Origin of the sequence: Streptomyces sp. NPDC008313, from assembly GCF_042956125.1 — a bacterium.
GTDB lineage: Bacteria > Actinomycetota > Actinomycetes > Streptomycetales > Streptomycetaceae > Streptomyces.
Genome location: NZ_JBIBFR010000048.1, coordinates 1 through 21,744 on the forward strand (window position 1 = coordinate 1; position 21,744 = coordinate 21,744).

A 21,744-nucleotide genomic window follows, 5' to 3' on the forward strand; every position below is an offset into this window, starting at 1 on the left:
TTGCTGTCTTGCGTTTCCGACTCTATCAGACTCTTTCGTGTCCGATTTCCTCGGTGCTTTCCAGGTTCTCGCTTTCGCGTTTCCCTTTCCGGCGGCTCCGACTTTATCAGAGATTCTGAGTCGGAATTTCCGTCCCGCTCGGGTCCTCCGGGCACGCAGTTGTGCCGGGTTCCCCTCGGGCGGAGCCGTAAACCTACTGGAGCGGGGCGCCCCGATGCAAATCGAGGCGCCCCGCTCCGGGCCGGCACGTGGAGGAGGTCTCAGACCTCGACCACGACCGGGAGGATCATCGGGCGTCGGCGGTAGTTGTCCGAGACCCACTTGCCCAGCGTGCGGCGGATGAGCTGCTGCAGCTGGTGGGATTCGGCCACCCCGTCCTGCTGGGCCGTCCTCTCCAGGACCTCCGTGATGCGTGGCACAACGTCGGTGAAGGCCGAGTCGTCGATGCCGGAACCGCGGGCCTGGATGTGCGGACCGCCGGTGATCTTGCCGGTGGTCGAGTCCATCACCACGAAGACCGAGATGATGCCCTCGTCGCCGAGGATGCGCCGGTCCTTGAGCGCCGGCTCACCCACCGCACCGACCGAGAGGCCGTCCACGTAGACATAGCCGGCCTGGACCTTGCCGGCGATCTTGGCCTTGCCGCCGACCAGGTCGACGACGACGCCATCCTCGGCGATCACGATCCGGTCGTGCGGTACGCCGGTCAGGGCGCCCAGCTCGGCGTTGGCTCGCAGGTGGCGCCACTCGCCGTGGACCGGCATCAGGTTCCGCGGTCTGCAGATGTTGTAGAAGTACAGCAGCTCGCCCGCGGAGGCGTGCCCGGAGACGTGCACCTTGGCGTTGCCCTTGTGGACGACGTTGGCGCCCCATCGGGTCAGGCCGTTGATGACCCGGTACACCGCGTTCTCGTTGCCCGGGATGAGCGACGACGCCAGGATCACCGTGTCGCCCTGGACGATCCGGATCTGGTGGTCGCGGTTGGCCATCCGGGACAGCGCCGCCATCGGCTCGCCCTGGGAGCCCGTGCAGACCAGCACGACCTCGTGGTCCGGCAGGTCGTCCAGCGTCTTGACGTCCACCACCAGGCCCGCCGGGACCTTGAGGTAGCCGAGGTCGCGGGCGATGCCCATGTTGCGGACCATGGAGCGGCCGACGAAGGCGACCCTGCGGCCGTACTCGTGGGCGGCGTCCAGGATCTGCTGGATGCGGTGCACGTGGCTGGCGAAGCTGGCCACGATGATGCGCTTGCTGGCGCCCGCGAACACCTGGCGCAACACGTTGGAGATGTCGCGCTCGGGCGGGACGAAGCCCGGGACCTCGGCGTTCGTCGAGTCGGCGAGGAGCAGGTCGATGCCCTCCTCGCTGAGGCGCGCGAACGCGTGCAGGTCCGTGAGCCGGCCGTCCAGCGGCAACTGGTCCATCTTGAAGTCGCCGGTGTGGACGACCATGCCCGCCGGGGTGCGGATGGCGACCGCGAGGGCGTCCGGGATGGAGTGGTTGACGGCGACGAACTCGCAGTCGAAGGGACCGATGCGCTCGCGGTGCCCCTCGGCGACCTCGAGCGTGTACGGGCGGATGCGGTGCTCCTGGAGCTTCGCCTCGATCAGGGCGAGGGTCAGCTTGGAGCCGATGAGCGGGATGTCCGGCTTCTCACGGAGCAGGAACGGGACCCCGCCGATGTGGTCCTCGTGACCGTGGGTGAGGACGATGCCCTCGATGTCGTCGAGGCGGTCCCTGATGGACGTGAAGTCCGGCAGGATCAGGTCGATGCCGGGCTGCTCCTCCTCGGGGAAGAGGACGCCGCAGTCGACGATCAGCAGTCGGCCGTCGTACTCGAAGACCGTCATGTTCCGGCCGATCTCACCGAGACCGCCGAGCGGGGTGACCCGCAGGCCCCCCTGGGCGAGCTTCGGGGGCGGACCGAGTTCAGGATGCGGATGACTCAAAAGACTCTCCTCACCACACACGCCACGTACCTGGCAAGGCACGTGGCGCGCATGACGTTCGTGCAGTAGCAGTTGTGTGGGATACGGGCCGTGGCCCGCACAGTCGTACGTATTCAGTTGTGAAGTCTGTGCTCAGAAGTCTGTGCTCAGAGCTGTACCCCGCCGGCGGCAAGATCGCTCTTGAGCTGTTCGGTCTCCTCGGCCGAGAGCTCGACCATGGGGGCGCGCAGCGGTCCGGCGGGCAGGCCCTGAAGGGCGAGCGCGGCCTTGGTCGTCATGACGCCCTGGGTGCGGAACATGCCGGTGAAGACGGGGAGCAGCTTCTGGTGGATCTCGGTGGCCTTCTGGACGTCGCCCGAGAGGTAGGCGTCGAGAAGGGTGCGCAGCTCCGGGGTGACGACATGGCCGACGACGGAGACGAAGCCGACTGCGCCGACCGACAGGAGCGGCAGGTTCAGCATGTCGTCGCCGGAGTACCAGGCGAGGCCCGAACGGGCGATGGCCCAGCTGGCCCGGCCGAGGTCGCCCTTGGCGTCCTTGTTGGCGACGACGCGGGGGTGCTCGGCGAGGCGGACGATCGTCTCGGTGTTGATCGGTACGCCGCTGCGGCCGGGGATGTCGTAGAGCATGACCGGCAGTTCCGTCGCGTCGGCGATGGCCTTGAAGTGCCGGTACAGGCCCTCCTGCGGGGGCTTGTTGTAGTACGGCGTGACGGTCAGCAGGCCGTGGGCTCCGGCCTGCGCCGCGGCGCGGGCGAGCCGGATGCTGTGGTGCGTGTCGTTCGTGCCGACGCCCGCGACGACGTGGGCGCGGTCTCCGACCGCCTCGACGACGGCTCGTACGAGATCTGATTTCTCCGCGTCGCTGGTGGTCGGGGACTCGCCGGTGGTGCCGTTGACGACCAGGCCGTCGTTGCCTGCGTCCACCAGGTGGGCGGCGAGCCGCTGCGCGCCGTCGAGGTCGAGTGCGCCGTCCGCCGTGAAAGGCGTGACCATGGCGGTGAGGACCCTCCCGAAGGGGGTCTGCGGAGTGGAGGTCGGAGCCATGGGTAACACGCTACTCGCTGCTCAGCGTGGGGTCTGCCCTAGGGGGACGCGACAAGGCGTGACAAAAGTGGAACCCGGCACTGCCTGCTCGGGGGTTCAAGCAGTGCCGGGTCCGTTTGATCAGGCTAGATGAACTTCTCGAAATGCCGCAATACGGACACTTCGCTCGGCTGATCCGTACATCAGTGCCGGACGGCCCGCGGGCGTGTGCGCCGGGGCGCGCGACTTCCGGGCCGGGAGCGCCCTACGGCGCCACGCGCCCGTTGGCGTTGAAGGCCGCGTAGGTGAGCGGCATGAGCCTGGCCCACTCCGCCTCCATCTTCTCGCCCACCATCTCGATCTCCCGCTGGGGGAAGGACGGCACCTTCGCCAGCTCGTGCTGGGTGCGCAGGCCGAGGAAGTGCATCAGCGAGCGCGCGTTGCACGTGGCGTACATGGACGAGAAGAGGCCGACCGGGAGCACCGCGCGGGCGACCTCGCGGGCGACGCCGGCGGCGAGCATCTCCTGGTACGCCTCGTACGCCTGGCGGTAGGAGTCCTCCATGATCCGGCCCGTGAGCTCCTGCTGCGCGGGGGTGCCCTCGACGAACACGTACTTGCCGGGGCGGCCCTCCTGGACCAGCTTGCGGGACTCGTCGGGCACGTAGAAGACGGGCTGGAGCTCCCTGTACCGCCCCGACTCCTCGTTGTACGACCAGCCGACCCGGTGCCTCATGAACTCCCGGAAGACGAAGATCGGGGCGCTGATCAGGAAGGTCATCGAGTTGTGCTCGAAGGGGCTGCCGTGCCGGTCCCGCATGAGGTAGTTGAGCAGCCCCTTGGAGCGCTCCGGGTCCTTCCCCAGCTCGTCCAGGGACTGCTCTCCGACGGTCGAGACACGGGCGGCGAACAGGACGTCGCTGTCGGACGCGGTGTGCTTGACCAGCTCGACGGTGACGTCGCTGCGGAAGCTGGGTTTGAGATCGTCGGCGGGGGTGGCGGTCACGGTGTGGAGGGTCCTTCCCATCTCTGGCTCGGGCGGCGCCCACTCTACGGCCCGGCACCGGCACCGGGGCGTTCGGTGCGGTGCCGCGACATTTCTCGGCGAACTTCTGCGAATTCGGTGAAAGTGGGCACCTCGACCCGCTTTCGCTCGTCTGTATGGGTGACAGCGGTTCGTTCGGGTCGTCCGGTGCGGGCGATTCGTCCGGTGCCGGTGAGGCTTCGGGGGCTGCGAGACGTCGGGGGCGCGTGAGTCATCCGGCGTGCGGCGGGCACCCGACTGCCTGAACCACCGGACCGCCCGGGTCACCGGACACCGGACACCGTCGGGAGCTGTCACCGGATCCCCTCGGGGATCACGCTCCGGGCCTCCAGGGCCCGCACACCCGCAGACCTGCCGTTCCAGAGGAGAAGCGTTCCCCATGTTCCGTCGGCGCGAGCCCGTTCCGTTCGCCTTCATCGCCGAAGCCGACTCGTTCCGCAGCAATGTCACTCCCCCGCCCCGTGAGCGTGCCTCCGCCGGTCAGATAGCCGGCCGATGGCTCGTCGGTCTCACGGTGATCGCCGGGCTCGTGGCGTCCCTCGTCATCGGGATGCCCGCGCTCTCCATCGACCAGTCGCCCGGTCACACCCAGCGGTCCCAGGCGTCCGACCACCACTGATCCGGCCGCGCACCGCCCGACCGGCGCCCCCGCACCGGCCGGGAGCCTCCCCCACGGCCCCCCAAGGGTGGTGAGCGAGGACACCGCTCGATAGCCTCACCGAGCACACCCCCTGTGTGGACCGAGTGAGGATCAGTCGTGCCCCTGCCCTTCCTGACGGCCGATCGCGCCTTTGACGAGGCGACTGACGTCGCGCTGCCGTTCGACGACCGCGACCGCTGGCGGCGCCCGTACCGGCCCGGCCCGTGGCGGGTGGGCGCGGCCGCGCTCATCCTGCTGCTCGCCTCGTACGTGCTGTTCGCCGCCGTGATCATCGCCGCCACCGGGACGCTGGGCGGCGCCGGGGCCTGCCTCTGCGCGGCCGTCGTGGTCATCGCGTGCGCGCTGCGGCTGCTGCGGATGGGCGTCTGGGTCAGCGCGCACGGACTGCGCAGGGTCGGCTTCCTGCGCACGAGCACGGTCCGGTGGGAGCAGGTCGCGGTGGTACGGACCGTCCAGCAGCCGGTGCGCTGGCTCGGGCTGCCCCGCACCGTGCAGGGGCAGGCCCTCATCCTCGTACGCCGGGACCGGGCGGCCGATGCCGCGATCCCGCTGCTGACCACGCACAACGCGGACTTCCTCGCCCGTATGGAGGCCTTCGACCGGGCGGCGGACTGCGTCGAGGTGTGGGCCGAGGAGTACGCGCGGAGCTGAGCACGCCGACGAGCGAGCGAAGGGGCCGTGTCCGCGCGTGCGGGCCGGCCCCTTCGTCGCAGGCGTCGTACCGGAGTCCTGTGCGCGCCCCCGGTGTCGCGCTCCTGGTGCGGGGCTGCCGCTCCCGTCCGGCGATCACGCCTCGACGGGGGGCCTGCCCTCGCGCAGGGCGATCGCGCGCTGCATCGCCTTGCGTGCCCGGGGGGTGTCCCGGGCATCGTGGTAGGCGATGGCGAGGCGGAACCAGCTGCGCCAGTCGTCCGGGGCGTCCTCGGTCTCGGCCTTGCGCAGGGCGAAGACCTCGTCGGCCGAGTCGCGGTCGATGCGGCCGGACGGGGTGCGCTTCAGCTCGTCGACGGGCAGACCGCCCTCGGCGTCGAGTTCGGCGGCGAGCTGGTTGGCCTTGCGGACGAACTGGGTGTTCTTCCAGAGGAACCACAGACCGATGACCGGCAGGACGAGCACCGCGACGCCGAACGTCACCGTGAGGACCGTACCGGTCTCGATGAGCATGACGCCGCGGGTGCCGACCAGGACGAAATAGACGACCAGGACGGCTGCCGTGACGGCATAGGTGATCTTCGCGCGCATGTCTGTCCGCTGTCCGCCTCTGTCCGCTGTCCGCCGGCTCAGCCGAGGTCCAGGAAGTTTTCCAGGCCGAGGGTACGGCCCGGGGTGGTCACCACGCGGCGCACGCCGAGCAGGATGCCCGGCATGAAGCTGCTGTGGTGCAGGGAGTCGTGGCGGACGGTGAGGGTCTCGCCCTCACCTCCGAGCAGGACCTCCTGGTGGGCGAGGAGCCCGCGCAGCCGGACGGCGTGCACGGGGACGCCGTCGACGTTCGCGCCCCGGGCGCCGTCCAGCGCGGTGACCGTGGCGTCGGGCTGCGGGTCGCTGCCTGCCTCCCGCCGTGCCGCGGCGATGAGCTGCGCGGTGCGCGTGGCGGTGCCGCTGGGGGCGTCGGCCTTGTTCGGGTGGTGCAGCTCGATGACCTCGACGGACTCGAAATAGGGAGCCGCGATCTGGGCGAACTTCATGGTCAGCACGGCGCCGATGGAGAAGTTCGGGGCGATGAGCACGCCCGTCTCCGGTGACGCGGCCAGGGAGGTGTCGAGCTGCGCGAGGCGCTCGTCGGTCCAGCCCGTCGTACCGACCACGGCGTGGATACCGTGCCGTACGCAGAAGTCGAGGTTGCCCATGACCGACGCCGGCGTGGTCAGCTCGACCACGACCTGCGCGCCGGTCTCGACGAGGGTCTCCAGCTTGTCGCCCCGGCCCAGCGCGGCCACCAGCTCCATGTCCTCGGCGGCCTCGACGGCCCGTACCGCCTCGGATCCGATCCGGCCCTTGGCACCGAGGACCGCCACGCGCAGCTTGCTCATTGCTTGGTTCCTTACAGGAGACGGGGTGAGGGGGCGGTACGGGCGGCCCGGCCGTCAGGCGACGGTGTCGTGCAGACGGGACGCCTGCTTGTCCTTGAGCGGGCCGATGACCGACAGGGAGGGCCGCTGTCCCAGGATGTCGCGGGCCACGGAGCGGACGTCGTCCGGGGTGACCGCCGCTATCCGGGCCAGCAGATCGTCGACGGACATCTGGTCGCCCCAGCACAGCTCGCTCTTGCCGATACGGTTCATCAGCGCGCCGGTGTCCTCCAGGCCGAGGACGGTGGAGCCCTTGAGCTGGCCGATCGCACGGTCGATCTCGTCGTCGGACAGGCCCTGCTCGGCGACCTGGTCGAGTTCGTCGCGGCAGATCTTGAGCACGTCGTGGACCTGGCTGGGGCGGCAGCCCGCGTAGACGCCGAAGAGGCCGCAGTCGGCGAAGCCCGAGGTGTACGAGTACACGCTGTAGGCGAGACCGCGCTTCTCCCGGACCTCCTGGAACAGCCGGGACGACATGCCGCCGCCCAGAGCCGTGTTCAGGACGCCCAGGGCCCAGCGGCGGTCGTCGGTCCGCGGCAGACCCGGCATCCCGAGGACGATGTGGGCCTGCTCGGTCTTGCGGCCGATCAGCTCGACGCGGCCCGCGGTGCGGATGGTGCGGCGGCCGTCACGGGGCGCGATGGGCGCGGCGGCGTCGGCGGTGAGGGCACCCGCCTTCTCGAAGGCGGCGCGGACGCGGCGTACGACCGTGGCGTGGTCGACGTTGCCCGCACAGGCGACGACGAGGTGCGTCGGGTCGTAGTGCTTCCTGTAGAAGCGGCGGATGCGCTCCGCGGTGAGGGCGTTGACCGTGTCGACGGTGCCGAGGACGGGACGGCCGAGGGGGGTGTCGCCGAGCATCGTGTGCGCGAACAGGTCGTGCACGCAGTCGCCCGGGTCGTCCTCGGTCATCGCGATCTCCTCGAGGATCGCGCCGCGCTCGACGTCGACGTCCTCCTGGCGGATGAGCGAGCCGGTGAGCATGTCGCAGACGACGTCGATGGCGAGCGGGAGGTCGGTGTCGAGCACACGCGCGTAGTAGCACGTGTACTCCTTCGCGGTGAACGCGTTCATCTCGCCGCCGACCGCGTCGATCGCGGAGGAGATGTCGAGGGCGCTGCGCCGCGAGGTGCCCTTGAAGAGCAGGTGCTCCAGGTAGTGCGTGGCGCCGTTCAGCGTGGGGGTCTCGTCGCGGGAGCCGACGTGCGCCCAGATGCCGAAGGTCGCCGAGCGGACCGAGGGGAGCGTCTCGGTGACGATGCGCAGGCCGCCGGGGAGCGTCGTCTTACGGACCGTGCCGATGCCGTTCTCGCCCTTGACGAGGGTTTGGGTACGGGCGACGGCCCGCGCCTCCGAAGAGGTGCGGGCCGTCGCCTTGGAGCTACGGGACGTCACTTGTCGCCGTCGTCCTTCTTGTCGCCCGCGGCGGACCCGCCGTCGGAGTCCGCGCCCTCGCCCTCGATCACCGGGATGAGGGAGAGCTTGCCGCGCGAGTCGATCTCGGCGATCTCGACCTGGACCTTGTGGCCCACACCGAGGACGTCCTCGACGTTCTCCACGCGCTTGCCGCCGGCGAGCTTGCGGATCTGCGAGATGTGCAGCAGGCCGTCCTTGCCCGGGAGCAGGGACACGAACGCGCCGAAGGTCGTCGTCTTCACGACGGTGCCCAGGTAGCGCTCGCCGACCTCCGGCATGGTCGGGTTGGCGATGCCGTTGATCGTGGCGCGGGCGGCCTCGGCCTGCGAGCCCTGGGCGGCACCGATGTAGATGGTGCCGTCGTCCTCGATCGTGATGTCGGCGCCGGTGTCCTCCTGGATCTGGTTGATCATCTTGCCCTTGGGGCCGATGACCTCACCGATCTTGTCCACGGGGATCTTGACGGTGATGATCCGCGGGGCGTTCGGGGACATCTCGTCCGGCGTGTCGATCGCTTCCATCATCACGTCGAGGATGTGGAGGCGGGCGTCGCGGGCCTGCTTGAGGGCCGCGGCCAGGACGGAGGCGGGGATGCCGTCCAGCTTGGTGTCGAGCTGGAGGGCGGTCACGAACTCCTTGGTGCCGGCGACCTTGAAGTCCATGTCACCGAAGGCGTCCTCGGCACCGAGGATGTCGGTGAGGGCGACGTAGTGCGTCTCGCCGTTGATCTCCTGGGAGATCAGGCCCATGGCGATACCGGCGACGGGGGCCTTCAGGGGCACACCGGCGTTCAGCAGCGACATGGTGGAGGCGCAGACGGAGCCCATGGACGTCGAGCCGTTGGAGCCGAGGGCCTCGGACACCTGGCGGATCGCGTAGGGGAACTCCTCGCGGGTCGGCAGGACCGGGACGATCGCGCGCTCGGCGAGGGCGCCGTGGCCGATCTCGCGGCGCTTGGGCGAACCCACGCGGCCGGTCTCACCGACGGAGTACGGCGGGAAGTTGTAGTTGTGCATGTAGCGCTTGCGGGTCACCGGCGACAGGGTGTCCAGCTGCTGCTCCATGCGGAGCATGTTCAGCGTGGTGACGCCCAGGATCTGCGTCTCGCCGCGCTCGAACAGCGCCGAGCCGTGCACGCGCGGGATCGCCTCGACCTCGGCGGCCAGGGTGCGGATGTCGGTGACACCGCGGCCGTCGATGCGCTTCTTCTCCTTGATGACGCGCTCACGGACCAGGGACTTGGTCAGCGAGCGGTACGCGGCGGAGATCTCCTTCTCGCGGCCCTCGAACTGCGGGAGCAGCTTCTCGGCGGCCAGGCCCTTGACGCGGTCCAGTTCGGCCTCGCGGTCCTGCTTGCCGGCGATGGTGAGCGCCTGGGACAGCTCGCTCTTGACCGCGGCGGTCAGCGCCTCCAGGACGTCGTCCTGGTAGTCGAGGAAGATCGGGAACTCGCCGGTCGGCTTGGCGGCCTTCGCGGCGAGGTCGGCCTGGGCCTTGCAGAGGACCTTGATGAAGGGCTTCGCGGCGTCCAGACCGGCGGCGACGACCTCTTCGGTCGGCGCCTCGGCGCCGCCCTTGACGAGCTGGATCGTCTTGTCGGTGGCCTCGGCCTCGACCATCATGATCGCGACGTCGCCGTCCTCCAGGACGCGGCCGGCGACCACCATGTCGAAGACGGCGTCCTCGAGCTCGGTGTGCGTCGGGAACGCGACCCACTGGCCGTTGATCAGCGCGACGCGGACGCCGCCGATCGGGCCGGAGAAGGGCAGGCCGGCCAGCTGCGTGGACGCGGACGCGGCGTTGATCGCGACGACGTCGTACAGGTGGTCGGGGTTGAGCGCCATGATCGTGGCGACGACCTGGATCTCGTTGCGCAGGCCCTTCTTGAAGGACGGGCGCAGCGGGCGGTCGATGAGCCGGCAGGTGAGGACGGCGTCCTCGGAGGGCCGGCCCTCGCGGCGGAAGAAGGAGCCGGGGATCTTGCCGGCCGCGTACATCCGCTCCTCGACGTCCACCGTAAGGGGGAAGAAGTCGAGCTGGTCCTTGGGGTTCTTCGAGGCGGAGGTGGCCGACAGCACCATGGTGTCGTCGTCCAGGTACGCCACGGCGGAGCCGCCGGCCTGCTTGGCCAGGCGGCCCGTCTCGAAGCGGATGGTGCGGGTGCCGAAGGAGCCGTTGTCGATGACGGCCTCGGCGTAGTGGGTCTCGTTCTCCACTAGCGTTTTCTCCGATACTTTTCGTCTTTTGTCCGTCCTGCCCGTGTGGCAGGGGGACGGGGGTGGAGAAGCGCTCCGTCCGGTGCGGGCCGGTCTTCGATCGAAGCACCCGGGGGCTCTTTCTCCCGGGGGCCACTACCGAGGACCGGCGGCGGCGAGGCGCGCTTCTCCTCGTTCGTCTCGGGCCGCCCCACCCGGCGGGTGCGGCGGGCCCTCATGTGTCCTGCGTGCGCTACCGCGTCCCGCGGTTTCGCGTGATGCTTCCTGCTACCACAGTACAAAGCCGTGGCGACACTCCGCACGTACAGCAAAGGGAGCGGCCCCCTGAGAAGTGGGAACCGCTCCCTCCACGGCGTCTTACTTGGCGCCCGCCGCACCGCGGCGGATGCCCAGGCGGTCGACCAGCGCACGGAAGCGCTGGATGTCCTTCTTCGCCAGGTACTGCAGCAGGCGACGGCGCTGACCGACCAGGATCAGCAGACCACGACGGGAGTGGTGGTCGTGCTTGTGGGTCTTGAGGTGCTCGGTCAGGTCCGAGATACGGCGCGAGAGCATCGCGACCTGGACCTCGGGGGAGCCGGTGTCGCCCTCCTTGGTACCGAACTCGGTCATGATCTGCTTCTTCGTAGCGGCGTCGAGCGACACGCGTACTCCTCGTAGTCTTTTCGTGGCCACCGAGTGCCCCTGGTCCACTTCTCAGGGGAGCTTCCATTACTCGGGAGGCGGGGATCCGCCGGGCGCGGCCTCCAGATCCCTCGGCGACTCCTTGCGGTGCGCCGGGGCGGGGTCCGGGGGTGCGTACACGAACGGCCGTTACACAGGGTACCAGCCCGTACGGTGCCACCCGGCCGGGGTCTGCCCGGCCCCGCCGCCGGTGCCGGGCCTGCGCTTGTCCGGCCCCGCCGCGTGCCGGAGAGGCCCCTCAGCTGGTCATGGCGCGGGCCCTGGCGTACACGTCGAAGACGGCGAGGGTCAGGGGCACCAGGGTGAGCAGGACGAAGCCCTCGGCGATCTCCAGGAAACGGCCCCAGAAGGGGGTGACGCCGCCGCGCGGCAGGATCAGGCCGAGCGCGGTGACCAGCGCGGCCGCGGCGGCGATCGCGGCGACGATCCAGACGGTGCGGATGTCGAGGCCGGTGCGGTCGCCGGCGAGGGCGTCGCGCATCAGCGCGTGCGGCGGGTCGAGCGCGAGGCCGAGGCCCAGCAGGACGAGGGCGCCGAGCCCCGCGGCCAGGACGGGGGCGACCTGGGCGGTGTAGCGGAAGAGGTGGGCGCGCATCAGCATCGCGACGCCGGTCGCGAGGGCGAGCAGCTGGCCCCAGACGTCGTCGCAGAAGCCGAGCACCGCCGCCGACCCGACCGCCAGCAGGGCGCAGCCGCCGACGAGCCCGACGAGGAGTTCGTGGCCGCGGCGTGCCTGGGCGGCGATGCGGTCGGCGTCGACCGGTCCCGGCGGGGCGGGGTCGTCGCCGTACGTGCCGCGCGAGGTGTCCGGGGGGTCGAAGCCGATGGGGATGCGGGCGAAGCGCATGGACAGGCCCGGCAGGAAGGCCAGGGACCCGACGGCGACGGGGGCGCACAGGGCGGCCGTCTCGGTGGGGGTCCAGTGGGTGAGGACCGCCAGGAAGACGGTGATCAGGCCGACGGCGGAGGCGAACACGAAGGCGACGAAGGGCCCGTCGCCGCGCGGCGAGCAGAGGGTGAGGACGAGCGAGGCGACGAGGACCGCGCCGCAGGCCAGCAGGAACTGCAGCCGGCCGATGCCCTGGCCGTCGGCCGGGGGCAGCAGTCCCGAGCCCGCCACGGCCATGTTCGGCAGGGCGCCGAGTCCGAGGGCGACCGCCGACGCCCGGTCGTCGTACACCCGGGCGCGTACGGCGGCGAGGACGACCAGCAGCGCTCCGGTGACGGCCGCGAGGACGCCCGGCAGGCTGTGCATGTCGTGGAGCGGGTCGGCGGTCCAGGCCACGAAGGCGAGCAGGGCCGGCAGGACGCCGCCGCCGACGAGCCCCGCGGCGCGGGTCAGGTCGCCGCTCCACAGAGTGTGCTCGCGGGTGACGGCGGAGGCGACCGCTTCCGACACGTCGTCGAAGACGGCGGGCGGCAGCGACTCGGAGAACGGGCGCAGGGTGAGAAGTTCACCGTCGAGAATCCGCTGCGCGGCGAAGGAACGGGAGCTGTCGAGGACGGTTCCGTCCCTGCGTACCAGGTGGTAGCCGACCGGGGCGCCCTCGGCGGGGCTCTGCCGGGAGAGCCTGAGGATCTCCGGATGGATGTCGGCGACCGGGATGTCGTCGGGCAGCGCCACGTCGATCCGGCTGTCGGGCGCGACGATCGTGACGCGGCAGAAACCGAGTCCCGTACCCGCCCCGGAAGGGGCTCCGGTACCGGGCCCGCCCGCCCCGGCGGCCGTCGTGGAGGCCGTCATGCTCACCTGCTGCTCCCCCTCAAGGATGGTCCTGCGCTGATCCCGCGCTGCTGTGCGTCTGCTGCGCACCGCTGTGTCGTGTGGGTCCGGTGCGTCCACGGCGTGAAGGTTCCGCGCCTTTTTCCGTGCCTCGTTCCGGGGACCGCCGCACCGGCGGTTCGGTGAGGTCGCGAATCGAGGCGCGGCAGGCCGCCGTTGGTTTCCGCGCGTCTCCACATCGCGCGAAATGCCCTGATTTCCCGGCCCGGTTCACGTGTGCTCACGCGAACATCCGGCACCCTACCGCCCACCGGTGGGCGCCGAGGTCAGTAGGATCGCGCGGCGGCCTGCGTCCGCCTGAGACGGGGCGGTGGGCGGAAGATCCTGGGTCCGGCAAGGGAATTGGTGAGCAGTGAGCCACATCGTCGTGAAGCGCCCGCCTCGGGCGCTGCCGTCCGAAGTGCCCACGGAGGACCTGGTCCTGCAACCGCCGCCCGAACTGCCGCGCGGACACCAGGACAGTGTCCTGATGCAGTTGCTGCCGACCCTGGGCATGGGCGGCTCGGTCGTCTTCTTCTTCACCAACGGGCAGCCGTTCATGAAGATCATGGGCATGGTGATGATCGCGTCGACGGTCGCCATGTCCATCGCGATGGTGGTCCGCTACCGGCGCGGCTCCCAGGGCCAGTTGGCCGACATGCGCCGCGACTACCTCCGGTACCTCTCGCAGACCCGGCGTTCCGTGCTGGACACCGCGAGGGCGCAGCGCGACGCCCAGTACTACCTCCACCCCTCCCCCGAGCAGCTGTGGGCCCTGGTCGCCGAGGGCAGCCGGGTGTGGGAACGGCGGTCAGGGGACGAGGACTTCGCCCAGGTGCGCGTCGGGCTCGGCCCGCAGTCCCTGGCCACCGCGCTGGTCGCCCCGGAGACCGGTCCGGTCGAGCAGCTGGAGCCGTTGACCGCGGGCGCCATGCAGCGCTTCCTGGCCACCCACGGCACGCTGGAGGACCTGCCGATGGCGGTCTCGCTGCGCGCCTTCTACCACGTCACGGTCAGCGGTGAACCGGCGTCCGTACACGCCTCGGCCCGCGCCCTGACCGCCTCGCTCGCCTCACTGCACTCCCCCGAGGACATGGTGATCGTGGTCGCCGCGGGCCGTGAGGCGCTGCCGCGGTGGGAGTGGACGAAGTGGCTCCCGCACGTGCAGGCACCCGGCACCGTGGACGGCGCGGGCAGCCGCCGCCTCATCGGCAGCGACCCGCACGAGCTGGAGGCCCTGCTGGCCACCCGGCTCACGGGCCGCCCGCGCTTCCACCGCAACGCCTCCCCCCTGCCGGACGAGCCGCACATCGTCGTCGTCCTCGACGGGCTGTCGCTGCCCCCGGACTCCGCGCTCGCCACCCCGGAGGGCCTGCAGGGAGTGACCCTCCTGGAGGTCGTACCCGGCGAGACGGCGGGCGGCCACGGCGACCTGTCCGTCGTCGTACAGCCCCACGCGCTGCGCCTGGAGTCCGGGAACGGCGTCGTCTACGAGGGCACCCCGGACACCCTGTCGTACGAGTCCGCCGAGGCGCTGGCCCGGCAACTGGCCCCGCTGCGCATGGCGTCGGGCGGGGACGACGACGAACCGCTGCTCGCCAACCTGGACTTCACCGATCTGCTGAACCTCGGGGACGCCGCGTCGGTGGACACCCGGCGGACCTGGCGGCCCCGTTCGCTCGCGGAGCGGCTGCGCGTGCCCATCGGTGTCGGCGAGGACGGCCGCCCCGTGATGCTGGACCTCAAGGAGGCCGCGCAGGAGGGCATGGGCCCGCACGGTCTGTGCGTCGGCGCCACGGGCTCCGGCAAGTCCGAGCTGTTGCGCACGCTGGTGCTCGGACTCGCGGTCACGCACTCCTCCGAGACGCTGAACTTCGTCCTCGCGGACTTCAAGGGCGGCGCGACCTTCGCCGGCATGGCGCAGATGCCGCACGTCGCCGCGGTGATCACCAACCTCGCGGACGATCTGACCCTGGTCGACCGCATGGGCGACTCCATCCGCGGCGAACTCAACCGCCGCCAGGAACTGCTGCGCGACGCGGGCAACTACGCGAACATCCACGACTACGAGAAGGCCCGCGCCGCCGGTGCGGCGCTCCAGCCGATCCCGTCCCTCGTGCTGGTGATCGACGAGTTCAGCGAACTGCTCACCGCCAAGCCCGACTTCATCGAGATGTTCGTGCAGATCGGCCGCATCGGCCGGTCGCTGGGCGTGCATCTGCTGCTGGCGTCGCAGCGGCTGGAGGAGGGCCGGCTGCGCGGCCTGGAGACGTACCTCTCCTACCGGGTCGGCCTGCGGACCTTCTCGGCCGCGGAGTCGCGCGCCGCGCTGGGCGTCCCCGACGCGTACGAGCTGCCGAACGTGCCCGGTTCCGGGTTCCTGAAGTTCGGCACGGACGAGATGGTGCGCTTCAAGGCGGCGTACGTCTCCGGGGTGTACCGGTCGGGCTCCGCGCAGGCCGCCGCGCTCGGCGGGCCGCTGCCCGTGGACCGGCGGCCGGTGCTGTTCACGGCGGCCGAGGTGCCGGTGCGCTACGTCCAGATGCCCTCGCAGCGGCGCGCCCCGGACGCGGACACCGACGACGCGCTCGCCGACACGGTGCTCGACGTGATCGTGCGGCGGCTGGAGGCGCAGGGCCCGGCGGCCCACCAGGTGTGGCTGCCCCCGCTGGACAGCCCGCCGTCGCTCGACGGGCTCCTGCCGGGGCTCACCGCGGTCCGGGGCCGCGGACTCACCCAGCCCGGCTACGAGGGCGCGGGGCGCCTGATCGTGCCCGTCGGGCTCGTCGACAAGCCGTACGAGCAGCGCCGCGACCCGCTGTGGGTGGACTTCTCGGGCGCGGCCGGCCACATGCAGATCGTCGGCGGCCCGCAGTCCGGCAAATCGACGCTGCTGCGGACCCTCATCGCGTCGTTCGCCCTCACCCACACCCCGCACGAGGTGCAGTTCTACGGGCTCGACTTCGGCGGCGGCGGTATGGCGGCGGTGGCCGGGCTGCCGCACGTCGGCGGCGTCGCGTCGCGCCTCGACCCCGAGCGGGTGCGGCGTACGGTCGCCGAGGTGTACGGGGTGATGACCCGCCGCGAGGAGTACTTCCGGTCGTCGGGCGTCTCGTCGATCGCCGAGTTCCGCACGCGGCGGGCGCGCGGCGACATCTCGGTGACCGACCAGCCGTGGGGCGACGTCTTCCTCGTCATCGACGGCTGGGGCAACTTCCGCACCGAGTACGAGGGGCTGGAGCCGGTGGTCCTCGACATCGCGGCGCGCGGCCTCGGCTACGGCATCCACGTCGTCCTGACCGCCTCCCGGTCCATGGAGGTCCGCTCCAACCTCAAGGACCACCTGATGAACCGCCTCGAACTGCGGCTCGGCGACACCATGGACTCCGAGCTGGACCGCAAGGTCGCCGCGAACGTCCCCAGCGGTGTACCCGGCCGCGGTCAGTCGCCGCAGAAGCTGCACTTCATGGCGGCCGTCCCGCGCATCGACGGCCTGACGTCGGACTCGGACCTCGCGGACGCGACGGCGGCACTGACCGCGGAGGTGGGCCGGCACTGGCAGGAACCGGGGGCTCCCGACGTCCGGCTGCTGCCCCGCGAGTTCCCGGCGGAGCAGCTCCCGCCCGGCGACCGGTTCCCGCGCCGCGGTGTGGCGTTCGCCCTCGACGAGGACAACCTCGAACCCGTCTACGTGGACTTCGAGCAGGACCCGTTCTTCCTCGTCTTCGGGGAGAGCGAGTCGGGCAAGTCGAACCTGCTGCGGCTGCTCATCCGGCAGCTGACCCGGCGCTACTCCGGCGACGAGTGCAAGCTCTTCGTCGTCGACAACCGGCGCGCCCTGCTCGACGTGACGCCGGCCTCGCACCTGGCCGAGTACATCCCGATGTCCAACACCATGGACCACCACATGGCCGCGCTGGCGGACCTGATGAAGCGCCGGACGCCCACCGCGGACGTCACCGCCCAGCAGCTGAGGGACCGCAGCTGGTGGCGGGGCCCGACGGTGTACGTGGTGGTCGACGACTACGACCTGGTGTCCACGTCCAGCGGCAACCCGCTCGGCGGGCTCACCGAACTGCTCCCCTTCGCCCGCGACGTCGGCGTCCGCTTCATCATCGCGCGCTCGACGGCGGGCGCGGGGCGGGCCTCGTACGAGGCCTTCATGCAGCGCGTCAAGGAGCTGGGCGCCCAGGGCGTGGTCCTGGCCGGCGATCCCGGCGAGGGCGACCTCCTCGGCGGGGTCCGGGCGCGGCCGATGCCGCCCGGCAGGGGTGTCTTCGTGTCCCGCAAGCGGGGCAAGCCGTTGGTGCAGACGGCGTTGGAGGAGGAGGGGGCTCCGTGAGGGGCACGCTCCGTGAGGAGGGGCTCCGTGAGGGGCGGTTTCCTGTGGCGGCATCGGCCGGAGCGGGGCGCGGCTCGGTCGATCAGGCCCGAGCACAGGTACGGGGCACGGGTACGGGGCACAGGCCCGGCGGAACGGTGTGAAGGGATCTGCGCATGGCGTGGGACGAGTGGGAGCAGCTGAAGGCGCAGGCGGCGGCCGGGCAGGAGCCGACGCACATGCGGCTCAACCAGCTGGAGCCGGGGCCGGGCGGGGGGCGCGTGACCGACCCCGCCAAGTACGGCGACCTCAAGGTCAGCCAGGGAGACCTGGCGAAGATCGGGGATCACGCCTTCACCCTCTACAACCACCTGTGGGACAAGGGCCGATCGGCGGTCTCCAGCAGCCAGAAGGCGGCCGGGGACCTCACGACGCAGGGCTTCGCGCTGGGCGCCGCACTCGACCACGTGTCGACGCGCTGGGACGAACAGCTGGGGTCACTGCGGGACGCGTGCGCGCACATCTCCAATCACATGAGCGTCACCAAGAAGCTGCACGCGGGCGACGACCACTACATCCGGCGGCAGATGAGCAGCATCGACGTCCTGGACGCGGGCTTCGACGAGCGGGTCGGTGAGCCGGGCAAGAAGAACCCGGTGTACGGCGCGCCGAGCGAGAAGAAGGAGAAGTAGGACCCACCCATGGACTTCGACGCCCTGCACTTCGCCAACTTCAAACTGCTCGACGACGCGGTCGAGGACTGGTCGACCATGGTCGGCAATCTCAAGACACTTCAGGACGACGCCGAGAAGGGCCTCAGAGGGGCCGCCAACAAGGCGGACTGGGCCGGCGTGAACGCCACGGTGTCGAAGGAGTTCATCGGCAAGACGACCGGTGAGTTCGCGGACGCGCACACCCAGGCCACGTCGATCCGCAACATCCTCAGGGACACCCGGAACGAACTGAAGGACTACCACCGCAAACTGCACGACGCCCTCGAGCGCGGCAGGAAGAAGCACCTGACGGTCAGCAGTTCGAAAGGCGGCGGTTTCGTCGTCAAGGCGGATCCGAAGGGGAAGGACGTCAAGGACGCGTCGGACGCTTCCGCAGGCGACGAGAAGGACGTCACCGCGCTGCGGGACGAGATCCAGAGGATCCTCGACGACGCGAGTGAGAGCGACAACACGGCCGGTACGGTGCTGCAGGCGCTCGTCGACCAGACCCGGCTCGGCTTCTCCGACGCGACATACAAGGACAGGGACGCGGCGGCCGACGCGGTCGAGGAAGCGGACGAGCTGGCCCGGCTGGCGAAGAAGGACCCGGACGATCTGTCCGTCTCGGAGTTCGACCGGCTGAGCGCGGGGCTCAAGAAGTACCGGAACGACGATCTGTTCGCCGAGCGGTTCGCCGTGGACCTCGGTCCGAAGAAGACGATGGAGTTCTGGGCGGGGATCAACGACCCGCAACGGGCGGGCGGCGACCTGTACCAGGACCGGCGGGACCACTTCGATGACCTCCAGCGCAATCTGAGCATGACGCTGGCCAACGCCACGCAGAGCGACACCGCGGCGATGTCCGAGTGGAAGAGCACAGCGATCGACCTCGGCGACAAGCCCCTCTACGGGAACCGCGGGGGCCCGATGGGCTTCCAGGTGATGAGCAACCTCATGCGCGTCGGCGACTACGACGACCAGTTCCTGCACGACTACGGCACCCAGCTCATGGCCACGGAACGGAAGCTCACCGACAACGGGGCTCACGGCAACGGGTTCTGGCAGCGCGGGGCCCCGGATCCATGGCTGAACCGCATCGGAGAGGACAGCGGCTCCGACCCTCTGACCGGTTACCTGAAGGGCCTCTCCAACAGCCCCGACGCCGCGACCGACTTCTTCAACGAGCAGTACATCTCGAAGGACGACGAGGACAACCCCTTCGAGCGCGACACGGACGGCAACGGCAAGAAGGGCAAGGTCAGCCTCTCCAACTTCGACTACCTCTTCGAAGAACGAGACTGGCCCCAGGAAATGAGCGCCGACGGCGACGAACTCCACACGGGCAAGAACAACCTGGCCCTGGCCCTGGAAGCGGCAACCACGGGCCACCCGGCAGGCGAGCTGCCTACGGTGGACACCCCTGCACATAATGCGGGGCAGGCGAAGCTGTTCGAGGACATCGTGGCGTCGATCTCTGACGATAACGAGCGCCTCACCAATAGTTCATACATGTCAGACAGTATGGGGCAGATTGCATCGGAGTATCTTCCTGACATCAATCGCGCTATGACCGATGACCCAAAGGGCGACACGAACAGACTTTTCCCCCTAGCCGGCTCTCAAGCGACACTCGAGCATCGGGACGTGACTCGCTTTCTGTTCACCGTCGGCCAGAATCCCGAGGGGTACGCAGCGGTCGAAGTGTCACAGAAGGCTTACATGGCAAACCTGATGGACTACCACCTCGACCCCAACCTGCCCGAAGATCAGCAGTATGACGATGACGCTAAGTTCACAGTCGAACAAGTCGCACGTGGCTCTGGTGAAGTCTCAGGGACTCTTTCACAGGGACGTGCTGAAGTTGTCGCAGGAGAGGCCGATGTGAAGGACAAGGCTTATGAGTATTCCGTGGCGCAGCGAAAAAATCTAATTTCTGGCGTGGTGGGCACCGGGGTGGGCATGGGGACCACACTCATCGCCAGCCCTGCCGGAGGAGCAGCGGCGGGCGGCGGCGCGGGAACGGTGGCCAGTATGGTGCTCGAAGAGGTCTTCAAGGATGCCGAGGGTAAGGCCAAGGATGACGCCGGACCCGTCATGGGGGAGATCTGGGACAGCGGAGTCGACGACAACACCCGGTACACCAAGAAGGCAGCCGAGCTTGCAGCGGAAGCTCACCAGCGGGCCGACCTCAAGGGCATCGGAGAACGGGCTCGTACTGGCACACAGGACGGGTTCAGGGCCTCAGGCACGAACGTCACCGCCACCGCAGCGGACTTGAAGACGGAGATCTGACGCCACCGTCCTCTCGCTACTCGGCATGGACTGTCCCCAGAGAGGCTTTCCACCATGCGATATCCCTCCACCTCGCCCGCTTCGAGAACCGGCACGTTCGCTGCCGTAGCAGCCATCATATTGGCGGTGCCACTGTCCGCATGCTCGAAAGGAGCGGAAAAGGCGTACTCGGTCCCGCATATTGTGTGCGGCACCAAAGTGAATGCCGATCTCATGTCACCTTTCCTGCCTCCCGGCAAAAAAATTTCTACACAGTCACTTACGCCGAATGACGGAACCAGACGATGTCGAGTCATCGTGGACGAGAAAGTGGCCCTTATTTTTGGACAGATTTGGTGGGGCGAAAAGGGGAGTATCGCAGATGTGGCCTCGGTCCATTTCAGGGTTACCCCCGAAAATGCCGCGGAGAATGGGAAGTACCTGTATTCAGAAACAGGAGCCGTTGCAAAAACGGAAGAATGTAGCACATCGAAGCATCCCGATCAGGACCTCTTCACTGTAATTCAAGTATCGGCCCCGGATCGGGAAAACAAATCCGTGATGAGGCGTCTCATCGCGGATTACACCGAAAATGTCGAAAAGTCGGACGCCTGTGCCGGAGACACGCCGTAGAGGCGGGACTCGCAATCAGTCGTCGGCGCGGCGGCTGTGCAGCCAGATGGCGAGGGCCGCGACGGCGGCCAGGAGGAGGACGAGCCAGAGCCACGGGATGCCGCCGCCGGAACCGCCGTACGTGGAGTGGTGGTAGTGGTGGTATCCGCGTCCGCGTCGGCCGCCGATGGCAAGCACGTGCAGGTCGTTCAAGGTCATGAAAGCGACCGTAGTGGGCCCGGAACTGGCATGGCCACACCTCGACTCGACGTGTGACACCTCTGTTGCATACCGTGACAGTCGCTGCTCCGGCCAACTCGGAGCGGCCCCGACTGTTGCCCAAGTAGTCTGACCGCACAGCTCGTCAGCACGCAGAGAAGGGGGCGGCTTCGTCATGACCGAGGCCCAGGATCAGGAAACCAAAGCGCGCAAGGAACGCGAGAAGGACGAGCTCTACGCCCTCGACATCTCGGGCGTCGAGTGGCTCAGCGCCCCGGGCACCGAGGAGCACGAGGAGCGCGTCGAGATCGCGTACCTGCCTCAGGGTGCCGTGGCCATGCGGTCCTCCCTGGACCCCGACACCGTGCTGCGGTACACCGAGGCGGAATGGCACGCGTTCGTACTGGGCGCACGTGACGGTGAGTTCGACCTGGAGCCCGCGCCGCACAACGGAGGCGTACCGCCGGAGGACGAGACATCGCAGGCGCAGCAGGCGTAGGCGTGGGCGAGGGCCCTGCGGCTCCGTAGGGCGCGCCCGCTCTCGCACCGCAGAGGGCCCGTAGGGCAGAAGAACGGGGTGGGCGCCTCCCGCGCGCGCCCACCCCGGTGTCCTCGTCCAGACGCCGCTCACCGGCGCTGATCAGGCGCCGCCGGCTCACTGCGACGTGATCCGCCGGACAGGCCCTAGGGCCTGTCTGATGTTGTGATCACTGGGTGGCCTGGAGGCTGCGGATCCAGAGGAGTGCCGCGCGGAGTTCGAGGCCGGCTTGGTAATTGG

At 69.5% G+C, this 21,744-nt stretch carries 17 protein-coding genes; 7 read left to right on the plus strand and 10 right to left on the minus strand.

Going from position 1 to position 21,744, the window contains the following annotated elements; translation table 11 throughout:
- Positions 1-260: 260 nt before the first annotated feature.
- The 3 genes from ACFY93_RS34140 to thyX form a co-directional block, all read right to left on the minus strand.
- A complete protein-coding gene (locus ACFY93_RS34140) occupies positions 261-1,949 on the minus strand; it encodes an RNase J family beta-CASP ribonuclease (protein WP_391365816.1) in 1,689 nt (562 codons plus the stop codon).
- A gap of 146 nt (positions 1,950-2,095) precedes the next feature.
- Entirely contained in the window at positions 2,096-2,995 is a 900-nt protein-coding gene (gene dapA / locus ACFY93_RS34145; RefSeq protein WP_391365817.1) for a 4-hydroxy-tetrahydrodipicolinate synthase, read from the minus strand.
- Positions 2,996-3,239: 244 nt separating this feature from the next.
- Positions 3,240-3,980, minus strand: a complete 741-nt coding sequence (thyX, locus tag ACFY93_RS34150; RefSeq protein ID WP_391365818.1) for an FAD-dependent thymidylate synthase — start codon at positions 3,978-3,980, stop codon at positions 3,240-3,242.
- Positions 3,981-4,398: 418 nt separating this feature from the next.
- Here thyX and ACFY93_RS34155 point away from each other — a divergent pair, with 418 nt between their 5' ends.
- Together ACFY93_RS34155 and ACFY93_RS34160 are read left to right on the plus strand one after the other, a co-directional pair.
- On the plus strand, positions 4,399-4,638 hold the full coding sequence (locus ACFY93_RS34155) for a hypothetical protein (RefSeq protein WP_391365819.1): 240 nt from the start codon (positions 4,399-4,401) through the stop codon (positions 4,636-4,638).
- Positions 4,639-4,776: 138 nt separating this feature from the next.
- A complete protein-coding gene (locus tag ACFY93_RS34160) occupies positions 4,777-5,331 on the plus strand; it encodes a hypothetical protein (protein ID WP_391365820.1) in 555 nt (184 codons plus the stop codon).
- Between the two features lie 135 nt (positions 5,332-5,466).
- Here the strand turns inward: ACFY93_RS34160 and ACFY93_RS34165 are convergent, their stop codons facing one another.
- The 6 genes from ACFY93_RS34165 to eccD all read right to left on the minus strand — a co-directional run bounded on the left by ACFY93_RS34165 (position 5,467) and on the right by eccD (position 12,812).
- A complete protein-coding gene (locus ACFY93_RS34165; RefSeq protein WP_391365821.1) occupies positions 5,467-5,922 on the minus strand; it encodes a hypothetical protein in 456 nt (151 codons plus the stop codon).
- Between the two features lie 38 nt (positions 5,923-5,960).
- Positions 5,961-6,713, minus strand: a complete 753-nt coding sequence (gene dapB / locus ACFY93_RS34170) for a 4-hydroxy-tetrahydrodipicolinate reductase (protein WP_391365822.1) — start codon at positions 6,711-6,713, stop codon at positions 5,961-5,963.
- A gap of 54 nt (positions 6,714-6,767) precedes the next feature.
- Complete coding sequence (locus ACFY93_RS34175) at positions 6,768-8,147, minus strand: insulinase family protein (protein ID WP_391365823.1); 1,380 nt, start codon at positions 8,145-8,147, stop codon at positions 6,768-6,770.
- Positions 8,144-10,384, minus strand: coding sequence for a polyribonucleotide nucleotidyltransferase (locus tag ACFY93_RS34180; protein WP_391365824.1), 2,241 nt, complete (start codon positions 10,382-10,384; stop codon positions 8,144-8,146). Before ACFY93_RS34180 ends, ACFY93_RS34175 begins: the two co-directional genes overlap by 4 nt.
- Positions 10,385-10,741: 357 nt before the next feature.
- Positions 10,742-11,029, minus strand: a complete 288-nt coding sequence (gene rpsO / locus ACFY93_RS34185; protein WP_352088471.1) for a 30S ribosomal protein S15 — start codon at positions 11,027-11,029, stop codon at positions 10,742-10,744.
- A gap of 277 nt (positions 11,030-11,306) precedes the next feature.
- Positions 11,307-12,812 carry a type VII secretion integral membrane protein EccD gene (gene eccD, locus ACFY93_RS34190; protein ID WP_391365831.1) on the minus strand — a complete coding sequence of 502 codons (1,506 nt, stop codon included), beginning with the start codon at positions 12,810-12,812 and terminating at the stop codon, positions 11,307-11,309.
- A 391-nt stretch (positions 12,813-13,203) separates the two neighbouring features.
- Between eccD and eccCa the strand changes: the two genes are divergently transcribed.
- The 4 genes from eccCa to ACFY93_RS34210 all read left to right on the plus strand — a co-directional run bounded on the left by eccCa (position 13,204) and on the right by ACFY93_RS34210 (position 20,768).
- A complete protein-coding gene (eccCa, locus tag ACFY93_RS34195) occupies positions 13,204-17,172 on the plus strand; it encodes a type VII secretion protein EccCa (protein ID WP_391365825.1) in 3,969 nt (1,322 codons plus the stop codon).
- A 155-nt stretch (positions 17,173-17,327) separates the two neighbouring features.
- A complete protein-coding gene (locus ACFY93_RS34200; protein WP_391365826.1) occupies positions 17,328-17,843 on the plus strand; it encodes a hypothetical protein in 516 nt (171 codons plus the stop codon).
- A 9-nt stretch (positions 17,844-17,852) separates the two neighbouring features.
- Positions 17,853-20,156, plus strand: coding sequence for a hypothetical protein (locus ACFY93_RS34205; protein WP_391365827.1), 2,304 nt, complete (start codon positions 17,853-17,855; stop codon positions 20,154-20,156).
- 54 nt (positions 20,157-20,210) lie between these two features.
- Entirely contained in the window at positions 20,211-20,768 is a 558-nt protein-coding gene (locus ACFY93_RS34210) for a hypothetical protein (RefSeq protein WP_391365828.1), read from the plus strand.
- A gap of 15 nt (positions 20,769-20,783) precedes the next feature.
- On the opposite strand, the gene ACFY93_RS34215 is transcribed toward ACFY93_RS34210, so the two are convergent.
- Positions 20,784-20,966, minus strand: coding sequence for a hypothetical protein (locus tag ACFY93_RS34215; RefSeq protein WP_391365829.1), 183 nt, complete (start codon positions 20,964-20,966; stop codon positions 20,784-20,786).
- A 175-nt stretch (positions 20,967-21,141) separates the two neighbouring features.
- On the opposite strand from ACFY93_RS34215, the gene ACFY93_RS34220 reads away from it, so the two are divergent.
- Positions 21,142-21,465: a DUF397 domain-containing protein gene (locus tag ACFY93_RS34220; protein ID WP_391365830.1), complete on the plus strand. Its 324-nt coding sequence runs from the start codon at positions 21,142-21,144 to the stop codon at positions 21,463-21,465.
- Positions 21,466-21,744: the final 279 nt, after the last annotated feature.